Below are 12,070 nucleotides of genomic sequence, written 5' to 3'. Positions count from 1 at the left end.
CCGCTGTAGCGGGAGACCGCCCGCCCGAGCCGTTGCGAGGAGCCATGCGGCGTTTGAGCTCAAGGAATGGCTTATACCACGGGTCATACTTTATGACCCGTGGTATAAGCCATTGGGAGCCCGCAAACCAGCCGGAAGGGTCTTGTGATAGGGATTGGCCGGATCGGCCGCCGGCGACCGCGCTAAAAAGCCCGCCGCGGCCGGCTCGCGCTGGACCATCGCCGCCATGCCCAGCAGGAAATTGGCATAGGGCGCGTCCGGCCGCGCCGCCAGCTTGGCGATCGTCTTCATCAATGGCGCCATCTCGGCAATCCGCGCCTTGCCCTGCGGCAGCATGCGGTACAGTTCGCTGCTCGCCATGGCCCCGCGCGGCGGATAGCTGGTCTGGAACAAGCGTTCGATCTCGCCCTCCGCCATTTTCCACCGCCCGGCGGCAACAAATTCGCACGCCTTGGTGATGCGGTAAAAGGCGTTGTGGCGGTCGTAGTGGATAGCCCGCCCCAAACGGTGCAGCTTTTCGTCGCTCGACGCCGTTTTGGCGCCCAAACGATAGGCGGTGAAAAAAGCGAAGGCGCGCTGCAGATCGGGCAAGGCGACGGCCGGATCATCGATATCCTCGTCGCCCATGATCAGCTCGACAGTTTGCTCCGGCGGCAACAGGTTGGCGGGGTTGTCGTGCACGGCGCCGCTGAGGCCGGCCGCCAGCATGGCGAAGCCGCTATGGCCTGCCAGGATGCGCTCGCAGCGCGACATCAGCACGATATCGGCGATCGCCGCTTCCAGCGCGTCCGCGTCCTCCATACCCAGCCAATCCGCCGCCGTGCGCACGCCGAAGCGTTCCGCCAGCAGGTTGCACGTCACGGCGTCCTCGCCGAAGATCAGCGGATATTTGCCCTGCTCGACCAGGTAGCCGATCAGCCGCTTGGCCACCGGATAGGTCACCACCTTGTTGCTGTAGAGATTGCGGAAGCGATTCTCGCCGAAGACGATATCGCCGGCGCGCAAATGGATGGCGACGCAATGCTCCGGCATGTCGAGCCGGCGCGCATGCTTCTTCGCCGCCTCGGTGCCGGCGCAAAACGGCAGGCTGTCGAAGGCCCGGCGGAACCGCGACGGCCAATCCGGCTGCGCTTCCACATCCATGATCTCGCTCAAGTCACCGTGCTGGACCAGAAGACCGTGCCCCGACTGAGCCGCCAGGTCGCGCAGGGCGTCGGGCGTATAACGGGCTTTCGCCACTTCGGTAAAATCGGCGGCCGTCAGGGTTTCCACCTGGTGCGCGGCAATGAAATCGGGCGAAAAGGTCATATCCGCCGGACGCACGGCATGGACCTCGTCCGTCATCCCCGCCGCCCAGGAGAATTTGAAGCCGAGCCCGAGAAACTCCGCGATCGCCAGAGCGTTGCACAGGGCCAGCAGCCGCTCGCCGAGCTCATGCGTGGCATGACAAACCACATATTTACCGGTTCCGCCCGGCGCGACCCAACGCTCGGCGAAGCTTTTCCGCGCCTCTTGCCAAATCTCATCCATCCCGCGGAACGATTCCTTTCGAACTCTTGCGGCGACCCTACAAAATAGCGCAGGGCGTGTGAAGGCAAAACCGCGGGCTTACTTCGGCAGAACGCCCGCCGGCACAACCTTGCAATAGGTATTCTCCGCATCGACCAACGGCGAGCGCGCAAACCACGCCTTCGCCCCCTTCGCGTCGCGATTGCCATAGGCGATCATGCCCAGCAGGAAGTTGGCCCACGGCCGCCCGCTCCGCGCCGCGAACGCCTTGAGCGTCGCCATCAGCTCCGCCGCCTCCTCCAATCGCCCAGCCCCCTTCGGCAGCATCTTGTACAGCGGACTGTCAGCCATGGCCTGGGTCGGTCGCCATGTCGCTTCGAACATCCGCTCCAGCTCCAGTTCGGCGCTGCGGCCGCGGTTCTGCGCCATGAAGAGGGCGGCGCGCACCATGCGGTAATGGGCATTGCGCCGGTCATAGCGGATCGCCTTGGCGAGAATGGCGAGCAGCTCTTCCGGCGGCTTGACCTCCGCCGACAAGCGATAGGCGGCAAACCAGGCGAAGGCCCGCTGCAGATCCGGCACCGGCGTCGCCGGGTCGTCGATATCGTCGTCATTGACGATGATGTCCGCGGTCTCGGCCGGCGTGAACAAGGTATCCGGATCGATATGCGGCGCCATGTCCAGGGCTTCGGCCATCAGCGCGAAACCGCTATTGCCGGCCAGGATGCGCTCGCACCGCGACATCAGCACGATGTCGGCCAGCGCGGCCTGCAAGGCCGTCGCCTCACCCAGATCCAATATATCGACAGCCAGCTTCGCCCCGTACCGTTCCGCCAGATACCGGCACGTCACCAGGTCCTGGCCGAAAATCACCGGCGTCTTGCCCTCCGCGATCAGATCGACGATCAGCCGCTTGGCGACGGGATAGGTCACCACCTTGGCGCCGAAACGTCCGCGGAAGCGGTGCTCGCCGAAGACGATATCGCCGGCGCGCAGGTGCAGCGCCACCGGATGCGCCGGCAATGCCGCCGTCAGCGCCTTTTGCCGCGCCGCCTCGACCGGCGCCACGAACGGCAGGCTGTCGAACGCCTGCCGGAAACGCTGCGGCCAGTCCGGCTGGGCGCTCAGGTCCATAATATGGTGCAACCCGGTCTGCTGCATGATGATGCCCTTATAGGGCGCCTCCATCAGCGCGCACAGCTTGGCCGGCGTATAGCGCGGAAAGACCAGGGCGGCATATTCGTCCGACACCACCTTCGCCGCATGGTGATCGCGCACGAACCCGGCCTCGAACGTATCCTCGACCGGCTGGATGGCGTGCAGTTCGGGGTGAAAGGGAATCGCCTCCCATTCGAATTTGAAATCGGCGCCCAGGAAATTGGCGACGGCGATGGCGTTGCACAGGGCCCGCAGCCGTTCGCCCAGCCCGTCCTCACGGTTGCTGACGACGACCTTGTCGCCCCACGGTGAGTCGTAACGGGTAAATTGCTGATCGTGCATTAGCGGTTATCCGAAGTGATATCTGCGACCCTATAGTCTTCGTCAAACGACGGGAAGAGGCAAAGTCGCCGCCCTGCGTCAACCTGCCACAGGGGGCGGAAACGGCAATTGCGGCTTATGTCTGGCCGTTTGGCCGTTTAGCCACAAAGCCGCCGCGAAGGACGTTATTTCATAACAAATTGACACAAACACGGTCCCAATTCCACCAAAGGCCGGGCGCTACATCATCACCGTCACCAGGGAATAACCCCTTGATGTCGTTAATGAAAGGAACCCTCCACATGTCCAAGACCATCACCGCCGCCGCTATCGTTCTGTCCCTCAGCCTGGCCGCTGCCGGCGCCATGGCCGCCCCCGCGCCGGCCACCGCGACCGCTTCGACCACCGCCACGGCCAAGGTCGCCGCCAAGCCGCATCATCATCATCACTGGCTGAAGAAGGCCTCGGCCAAGACCACCGCCAAGGCCTCCACCGCCGCCAAGCCGGCCTGATACCTGGTACAGACCCGAACCAGTACGCCTTTGGGTGGGCTCCCTCCCATCCCCTCGCCCCTTTCAAGGGGAGAGGGTGGCAGGCTTCAGCCTGCCGGGTGAGGGGTTCTTTCTTTCGGGCGCCACAAAACAGGCTTGAGTTGATAAAACACTCTCCGAAAATAAGCCCCTCGGATTCCCGGACCCGAGGGGTCTTTCTTTGCAGAATCCCAACACACCAGGCTGTGCTTACCGCTGTCATTTTTACAGCCACATCTCCTAAGGTTGTGCCGAGGGGAAAGCACCTGAGGAGTTTCACCCATGACTCGCACCGCCATTTCCATCGCCGCCCTTGCCGTCGCCCTGGCCGGTCTTTCGACCGCGACCATCGCCAAGCAAACCGTCGGCCCCAAGACGGCCAAGGCCAACGCCGTCACCGCCCAGCTCAACCAGCAGCAAGTCCAGGGCCAGCCCCTGACCGCGACACCATCCGATCCCATGGCCACGCCGACACCATCGACCGTGCCCGACGGCAGCGCCGCCACGACCCCGCCGCCCCTCCTGCCCCCGGCCACAGCTGACACCGGCGCCAATGCCTATGTCAATCCGGACACCGGCGCCGCCGCCAATGACAGCACCAACACCACGACCGGCACCGATACCGACGATTCGACCGGCATGACGACCGAGCCGACTCCGGGCGCCACGACACCGACCCCAGACGCCTCCGCTTCGAGCAGCAGCTCCAGCGACGCCGCTTCGCCCCAACCCGACCCGGCGATTCAATAAGCTTCCCCACCCCCGCGTTACCCTGGCGCGGGGGCTTTTCTTTGCCGGATTCCAATAAAACCCGGCGGGCTTCCATCTGTCGCGCTTACACAACCGCCGATAACGTCGTGTCGGGGGTTCCGCAGGACATCCGATCATGAGCAAGACAGCCATTTTCCTCGCCGCCCTTACCGTGGTCGTCGCGGCCGCCGCGTCCGGCGCCTGTGCCCAGCAAACCGCCAACCAGATCACCGCCCAGCTCAACCAGCAACAGCTCCAGGGCGTCCCCGCCCCGGCCACCCCGCCGGCGCCCCAGCCCGCGGTCACCACCGAGCCCGACCCGAAAACCACCACCGACGTCGTCATCGCCGCGCCTCAGCCCGACACCAACGCCCAGGCGTCCGTGCCACCGGCAACCGATCAGCCCTATGTCGCGATCATCCCGGCCCCCAACGGCCAAACCGACGACGACCCCGCCCCACCGCAGTAATCCAATCCAGATACCACAAGACCCTCGACCTATGTGGTCGAGGGTCTTTTGATATCCGAAGAGCCTCCGGCGGCCAGGGTCCAAGGACCCTGGACCCATAAATATAAGTGCAGAGCACCTTTCTATCCCTTCTCCCCTTTCAAGGGGAGAAGGTCGGCCAACGGCCGGGATGAGGGGTCCTTTCTTTCCGCAAACTCGGACCTCGTCCCCCTACAACCCCAGCTTCGCCTTCAGCAATTCATTCACCGCCGCCGGATTAGCCTTCCCCCCGGTCGCCTTCATCACCTGCCCGACAAACCACCCGATCGCCTGAGGCTTGGTCGCCACCTCAGCCGCCTTATCCGGATTAGCCGCGATAATCTCATCCACAGCCTTCTCGATGGCGCCCGTATCGGTAACCTGCTTCAAACCATGCTTCTCGACGATCTCCGCCGGCGACATGATCCCCTTCTCGTCCCACATATGCTCGAACACCGTCTTGGCGATCTTGCTCGAAATCACTCCAGTCTCGATCAATTCCACCAAACCGGAAATATCAGCCGGCTTCAAAGGCGACTCAGCAATCTCCTGCCCCGACTCAGCCAACCGCGACAACAACCCGTTGGTCGTCCAGTTGGCCACCAGCTTGGCATCCCGGCCTTTCGCCGCTGCTTCATAATAATCCGCCCGCGCCTGTTCCGAAATCAGAACCTGCGCATCATACGACGACAAGCCGTATTGCGAAATAAACCGCGCCTTCTTGTCGTCGGGCAGCTCGACCAAAGACCGCCGGATATCCTCGATCCACGCTTCCTCCAGCTCGACCGGCAAAAGATCCGGATCGGGGAAATAGCGATAATCGTGCGCCTCTTCCTTCGACCGCATCGACCGCGTCTCGACCTTCACCGCGTCGAACAAACGCGTCTCCTGGTCGATCTTCCCGCCGTCTTCCAAAATCTCGATCTGCCGCCGCGCCTCGAACTCGATCGCCTGCTGCATGAAGCGGAACGAATTGACGTTCTTGATCTCGCACCGCGTCCCCAGCTTCTCGCCCGGCCGCCGCACGGAGACATTACAGTCGGCGCGCATATTGCCCTTTTCCATGTCGCCGTCGCACGTCCCGAGATAGATCAGGATAGTTCGCAATTTCTTGAAATAAGACACGGCCTCGTCCGACGACCGCATATCCGGCATCGACACGATTTCCATCAAAGCCGTCCCAGCCCGGTTCAAATCGACATAGGTCGCATTCGGATCGAGATCGTGGATCGACTTGCCGGCGTCCTGCTCCAGATGCAGCCGCTCGATACGTACGTCAAAAGACGTCCCGTCATCGCGCTCGACCAACACCACGCCCTCACCGACGATCGGATGGAAAAGCTGGCTGATCTGATAGCCCTGCGGCAAGTCGGGATAGAAGTAGTTCTTGCGGTCGAAGCGCGAGAACTTATTGATCTCGGCCTTCAGCCCCAGACCCGTCTTCACCGCCTGCTCGACGCAGAACCGGTTGAGCACCGGCAACATGCCGGGCATGGCCGCGTCGACCAGGCTGACCTGCTCGTTCGGCCCGGCCCCGAAGCCGACCTTGGCCCCGGAAAACAGCTTGGTGTTCGACGCCACCTGGGCGTGGACTTCCAAACCGATGATGATTTCCCACGGACCGGTCCGGCCCTGAATGAACTTCGCCGGCTCAGCGGCGCGAATATCGAGATTTGCCATAAGGGGGATATAGCGGGAGCGAGTGCGCGGGGGAAGAGGGCGGATCATGTTTTCGCAACTTCGTCAATTTGGAGATAGCGATCCAGCATTCAACGTATTATGAGATATTTATCATCGGCACAACTAGCGCGCTAATGCCTTCCTAAACGACCACTTGCAATACAATCAAACAGTTAGATTCCGAAACGCAAAAAAGCACCGCTTTTAACAAGAAAATCACGATCTATTAGCCTGCTAATCACCATGCAAAGCATGCATGTATAATAATATATAGGAGTGTATATTTTGGCTGGAATGACAGATATGGAAGAACTCCTTGCTTTAGTGCCGGATAAAGATATTTCCGATTACCTTAAAGAGGCTTTCAGATGCTACGGAACCGGCGCGTACAGAGCGTGCATCGTCCTTACAAATATTGCGTTGTTCGAGGATTTGCGGCGCAAGGTTAAGAAACTCGCGCCCGTAAACTCCGTTGCAAAGAGCGTGTCAGAAGAAATTGAGCCATTGGCTGAGRCCCAAAAGGTCTTTGAAACCCCTTTAATCCAGAGAATGAGGAAAGCATCATTACTTACTGAGCTTGAGGCTCAAATATTGACGGAAATAAACAGTCATAGGAATAAGGCAGCACATCCGTCTGGCCATGAAGTCTCAGCTGAGGAAGCTAGATACGTATTTTCCGAGTCTATTCGGAAATTTGCGAGCCAACCAGTTCGTGAGACATCTTACGTCATTGACCAAATTCTGAGCAGGATTGAAGACAAGAATTTTTTTCCGAGTCGGATTTTGTCCCAGATGGAAAATATTGTTTCGGATGAAATGTCTAACCTAGATGACTTGGCTATACCCTTTTTAATTGCACGGCTTACAAACGCCCGAATTGACGGCGTTAAATCGGCCCAAATTAATGCTCAAAGCTTCTTTTCTGTTTTGGCGTCGAAAAAGGATAAGGGAATTCGCTCATCACTGTTGAAAGAATTCATTGATAAATATGCCACTAACACAGACTACAATCAATCTATAACAGAACTAATAACATGCGATCCACTTCTTCTAAAAGAAGCAAAATTAGCTACTAGGCAAAGATTATTAGCGCTAGTTATAAGATTCTCAAAAGATGCAAAATTAACAAGCCCTTATAGATTATTTAAAAATCCCGCACATTTATTTTGCAGTTGCATGGCAGATTTGGGAGAAGAATTCATGCTTACTGAAATGAAGGATTTTACTGATTGGATAATATCTGAGACTCCCTATTACCACCAATTTGTCACTAACATTGGCCCGTATAAAAAAATATTGAAGCGAGTAATAACGAAATATGTAGAGAATGCCTCATCGCGAGATCACAATATATCGGATCGCTTCGCTAAAGCTGTTCCTGATTTAGATGTAGCTCTGTCAGACGTAATATCTGATGAAGAAGCTTTCAGACTCATCGCGGCCATTTGTAGCGGTGCGGAATGGAGAGGATTAGAAACATCGTCCTTAGTAAGCGATAAATTTAGCGCCATTCCACAGCTAAGAATAAAGGGTAAAGATTTTTCACATGAAAATGAAACTCTTGGCGCCAAAATATTAAAAGTTCAAAATTTGTCTATAGAATATGATAATTTTAATTCAGATTACTTAGAATAATATTTAGAGTTACGGTAAGGCAAACAAAGAGGCCAAACAAAGGGGGTGGAGTTATTTAGCGATCTCCGGGGCGCCTCATGAATTGTCGAATTCATTTCCCGGCGACAATCATCTTGTGCAAAAACGACCGCACCTCAACTCAACTCCCCCACCCGCCGTCCGAAACGTCAGACCGACTACGGAGACAACTTATGAACCCCGCCATGTCAAAAGCTTAGCTCCGCTCTCTCCACGCCATCGCTGACGCGGTCTCCAGGCTCATATTTAATCGATGTGATCCGATAACCAGCCGGCATGCTCTGGACTTGTCGATGCAATTGGCCCGCGATATGAACCTTAAGAACGAAGGACCACAATCACGCCCCCTCTAATGGACAAACACACCACTCGTGTAGGAGTGCCCCTATTACTATGAAACTCTCAAGAGTTTTATATTGACGGTTTTTCCTAGTACTACGTATCCGACCACTACACGTGGCCGGCCGGGCAAACCTTGATCCGCAAATGCGTGCAGACGAGCGCCGCGCGCAAGCCGCTCCTCTGGAGATCCAATTCTATGCGCAACAAATTTTAAGCGCTCAATTATGTCGCCCCAATACCGCTCAAACTCGGGGTTCTTCGATATTTCATTCTCGATTAACGCACGAACGTTAGCTGAAATTGATATTTCAAAACCGGTGGCTGGGCGAGCAATATTCATTAGTGCATCAACGATCGATGAGCCAATGCCCACTCGAAATCGTCGGGTTCCAATTCGCCGTCCGACACACTTGCCGCACGCACAGGCATCGCCTCCAAATTGTCTATTTCATCCCACAACACATCGTGAGTTTCATCGCTTGCTCTAGTGGCTGATAGCGCACAAATCTCTCTTATTGCTTCATGCAAAATTTCGACTTGCGTTGCAGAAAAGTGCTCCGCAGAAGCTTTTTCAAGCCACAAAAATTCACGCCTAGTTCCAACGAAAGTCTCAGATAACCGTTCAAGAATTTTATTCTCATTTTTAAGTTCTTGTATAGACCAATTTGAATCACGAGGCACTGGCCCACGATCCATCCGGATATAGGAATCCAAACCGGTTATTGTCTCGCCATAGCGCTTATAATGCTCAACGTCAGCTCGCCACATGACCTTATTTAATTTCACAGCACCTAGCTGCTCAACAGCAGCATGAGTAATTATATAATGCACCACGGCCTTAACTCTTGGGTCAGCTTTCATGATAACCACCTACCGGCTGCGACGGCTTCTCCCGCTTCCATTCGTTTCCCCTGTTTGAACATTCTTGCAAATAAATTGCATCAACAACACCTCCACACCGCATTGTGGCTTCTTCAGTTTGGTCGGTTGCAATGTGCGGTGTCTCAATGGTACGCGCTATTACGTAACCAGCACTCATTTTGCTGTTTGCGCCGTTTGGCATGGCGGCTGTGGATCCTCATTACAAAAACATTGAATAGTGTACGCGATTCAACGTTTGATTTTACGTTAAGATATACGGTCTCATGCAGGAAATGCAACATCAGTATCGCATTAGGATAATCAAAGGTCCATGTGAAACCTATGAGCCACATTCGGCGCGTTCGGTCGATACGGAAATGGCCACGGTGCATAGTTAACGGTGGGAATACATAATTGGCGGAATATCGCAATGGATGACACCATAGTTCGGCGTTCATCTCATTTGTGGCACAGGGCTCCGCCGTCAGACTTTTCGATTTACGGTGACATGATATCAATTGCGTTATTTGCTTTTTTGATTTCACCCATCCATGAGCCGCCGGTCAATGGCGCCCGACCGCCGACCAAACCATGCCCATATTGCCGAGTACCACCGCTGGTCAATCCGCGTACCAACCTATAATCTGACCATTTGGAAACGGCTATGACCCGATTGAGCCTTATGTTCGCATTCGCAATCCTGGCGGTGAGCGGGACGGTGCGCGCCGAAGAAAAGTCCCTCTACGTCGACTACGAAGTCCGCCAGCATATCCAGACGGCCGGCGACGATCGCGACATTACGACCACGATCTACTTGGCGGGCGCCAACGGTTTCGGCTATCGCCGCCAGGAGTGGATCCGCGGTGCCATTGATCCCGTGGTGACGAGCACCGCATTTTCCAACGAAGGCCTGATTATGTCTGAAAAGGACCAGGAGGCCTTCGGTCAGGCGCTGCTGGACGCTGGCGTGTTCAGCCTGACCTCAACGCCACCGGACAACGACCATAGGGACTATAGCTATCGGTTATATGTCAGGATCCATAACCGTGAAGGCGATGTCCACGGCTATAGCGCGCCGACGGCGGGTGTCGCCCAGGCCATTGATACCGTTATCCGCGATTTCGCTCACCGCATGAACGCCGACAAACCGCTCGAAGCCGCCAAAGTCTCCGAAGGCGACCGTCAGCCGGCGCGCGCCGTAACCCTGGCACAGGTGTTGGCGCACCCTGACGACTACGACGGCAAACGCGTTTCGCTAACAGGTTATTTTCACTGGGAATTTGAAGGGTCTACCTTTTGCCCCGATGAAAAAGCGGTTGCCGAGCACAGAGATGACGACTGCGTGTGGCTGGGCCAGGCATCGACGTTCGCGGAGCCTGAGGACGTACAGTTTGTGAACGACGCCTGGATCAAGGTCGAAGGCGTGTTCTTCAAAGGCCCCGGCGGCCATTTTGGTATGTGGCCCGGCGCACTTCGGCGCCTGACCGTGCTGCAACCGGCCTCGCCACCGCGCTAGGCGCCTCGTTATTGCGGCTACTCAGCTGCAATGAACACACCCAATTCAACATTGTGACCGTAAAAATACTTCACACCCTGCTGCCAAGGCATCTTCGCAATTCTTGAAACGTAATCAAGTATACTCTCAAATTTCGCGTCACTAACTAAATCGCCGTAATAAGCTGGACACTGCTCACCGCTCCATATTGATAGCAATGTCGGAATGTTTGCCATTGGAAACTTTATTTTCCTGTGCCTTGCATTGGCCGCAGCTTGAACGAGTGATTTACAAAGATTTTCGGGATGTGAGAGCATGCCCGCGTAGTAATAGGAGCCCGGATTTAACTTTATCGCAAACCCTGAAAAGCGTTCTGCTAACCAATCTGGATCGAGCTCGTTTCCATCGTAGCCCCATGGAAACAATCTGTTAATAGCCGTAAGAATGTCAATCTTTATTGACGTCTCAGCGTATTCCCCCAACAAAGCAAACAAAAACGGCACAATTTCCGGGGATAGCGTATCAGCAGCAGTGACAACGACAGTAAGTACGTCATCATGGTCCAATTGGTTTAATAACTTTCTAATGAATCCAATATCTTCGTGCCGACAGGTGTGACAGAAAAGGCGAATCGCCTGCTGCCTGACATCGGGCAACTTGCTGGATATGAGCAACTCTTGAAGGCTTGTACGAACGGAGAAATCGCCGGCCTTCATATGCATGCCAATTATCCGCAAAAGTTCAACTTCGCTTGAGACTCCTTCTAGCGAGTCGACCTCCGATAACAGAGGTCTGGGACCAAACCAAACTCCAGGATGAAGAACATCGAAACCATCCATCAGTTTAGCCTCCCAAACAGCTTTTTGAACATCGCCCGGCCTCCTATCAATCACCCCACTATTTCATAAAAAGAGGCGGCTGTCTTACCGACCCTTTGCCGCCGCCGTCACCCCCGACTGCGCCACCAGTTTGGAGACAATAAAAGCCTTCTCAAACCCGTGCGGTTTCGCTTACCCATAGCTTGGTCCCAATGGGCACCATCGCCTTGGTGAGACCATGGCCGAGCATAATCGGAATAAAATCGGGATGTGACGGGGAAGCCATTTCGATGCCACCGAGAACCGTTTCACGAATCGTACCGTCGGGCGCCTCAAGCGTGATGGCCATTCCAATTCTGAGGTTCCATTTTTGCGCATCACATCGCGGCAAGCCTGGGACAACCACAAGCGAACTTCTGCCCGACGGCGCGAAGACCTCTTCCACTGTGGATAAATGCAGCAGCAA

Annotated in this window: 11 protein-coding genes; 5 read left to right on the top strand and 6 right to left on the bottom strand. The window is 55.9% G+C overall.

The window, feature by feature from the left end; all coding sequences use genetic code 11:
• Window positions 1–90: 90 nt before the first annotated feature.
• Both AC1DX3_RS22585 and AC1DX3_RS22580 read right to left on the bottom strand, forming a co-directional pair.
• Window positions 91–1,530 carry a hypothetical protein gene (locus tag AC1DX3_RS22585; RefSeq protein ID WP_476991610.1) on the bottom strand — a complete coding sequence of 480 codons (1,440 nt, stop codon included), beginning with the start codon at window positions 1,528–1,530 and terminating at the stop codon, window positions 91–93.
• Between the two features lie 78 nt (window positions 1,531–1,608).
• Window positions 1,609–3,009 (bottom strand): tetratricopeptide repeat protein, encoded by a 1,401-nt coding sequence (locus AC1DX3_RS22580; protein ID WP_476991609.1) that lies wholly within the window; start codon window positions 3,007–3,009, stop codon window positions 1,609–1,611.
• Window positions 3,010–3,290: 281 nt separating this feature from the next.
• On the opposite strand from AC1DX3_RS22580, the gene AC1DX3_RS22575 reads away from it, so the two are divergent.
• From AC1DX3_RS22575 to AC1DX3_RS22565, 3 genes are all read left to right on the top strand, one after another.
• Window positions 3,291–3,500: a hypothetical protein gene (locus AC1DX3_RS22575; protein ID WP_476991608.1), complete on the top strand. Its 210-nt coding sequence runs from the start codon at window positions 3,291–3,293 to the stop codon at window positions 3,498–3,500.
• A 300-nt stretch (window positions 3,501–3,800) separates the two neighbouring features.
• Window positions 3,801–4,268 (top strand): hypothetical protein, encoded by a 468-nt coding sequence (locus AC1DX3_RS22570; RefSeq protein ID WP_476991607.1) that lies wholly within the window; start codon window positions 3,801–3,803, stop codon window positions 4,266–4,268.
• Between the two features lie 136 nt (window positions 4,269–4,404).
• Entirely contained in the window at window positions 4,405–4,737 is a 333-nt protein-coding gene (locus AC1DX3_RS22565) for a hypothetical protein (RefSeq protein WP_476991606.1), read from the top strand.
• Window positions 4,738–4,947: 210 nt separating this feature from the next.
• Here AC1DX3_RS22565 and gatB read toward each other — a convergent pair whose 3' ends face one another.
• Window positions 4,948–6,435, bottom strand: coding sequence for an Asp-tRNA(Asn)/Glu-tRNA(Gln) amidotransferase subunit GatB (gatB, locus tag AC1DX3_RS22560; RefSeq protein ID WP_476991605.1), 1,488 nt, complete (start codon window positions 6,433–6,435; stop codon window positions 4,948–4,950).
• Window positions 6,436–6,720: 285 nt separating this feature from the next.
• On the opposite strand from gatB, the gene AC1DX3_RS22555 reads away from it, so the two are divergent.
• Window positions 6,721–8,070 (top strand): hypothetical protein, encoded by a 1,350-nt coding sequence (locus AC1DX3_RS22555; RefSeq protein ID WP_476991604.1) that lies wholly within the window; start codon window positions 6,721–6,723, stop codon window positions 8,068–8,070.
• A gap of 699 nt (window positions 8,071–8,769) precedes the next feature.
• Here AC1DX3_RS22555 and AC1DX3_RS22550 read toward each other — a convergent pair.
• Window positions 8,770–9,291 carry a Panacea domain-containing protein gene (locus AC1DX3_RS22550; RefSeq protein ID WP_476991603.1) on the bottom strand — a complete coding sequence of 174 codons (522 nt, stop codon included), beginning with the start codon at window positions 9,289–9,291 and terminating at the stop codon, window positions 8,770–8,772.
• Window positions 9,292–9,973: 682 nt separating this feature from the next.
• Between AC1DX3_RS22550 and AC1DX3_RS22545 the strand changes: the two genes are divergently transcribed.
• On the top strand, window positions 9,974–10,807 hold the full coding sequence (locus AC1DX3_RS22545; protein ID WP_476991602.1) for a hypothetical protein: 834 nt from the start codon (window positions 9,974–9,976) through the stop codon (window positions 10,805–10,807).
• Between the two features lie 17 nt (window positions 10,808–10,824).
• On the opposite strand, the gene imm47 is transcribed toward AC1DX3_RS22545, so the two are convergent.
• Both imm47 and AC1DX3_RS22535 read right to left on the bottom strand, forming a co-directional pair.
• On the bottom strand, window positions 10,825–11,625 hold the full coding sequence (gene imm47, locus AC1DX3_RS22540) for an Imm47 family immunity protein (protein WP_476991601.1): 801 nt from the start codon (window positions 11,623–11,625) through the stop codon (window positions 10,825–10,827).
• Between the two features lie 151 nt (window positions 11,626–11,776).
• The gene (locus AC1DX3_RS22535) at window positions 11,777–12,070 is read right to left on the bottom strand and encodes a hypothetical protein (protein ID WP_476991600.1); all 294 of its coding nucleotides are present in this window, start codon (window positions 12,068–12,070) and stop codon (window positions 11,777–11,779) included.

The organism is Asticcacaulis sp. P2_B1 (assembly GCF_056404915.1).
The sequence above is the reverse complement of the archived record's forward strand: the minus strand, read 5'-3'. Positions and strand labels throughout refer to the sequence as shown.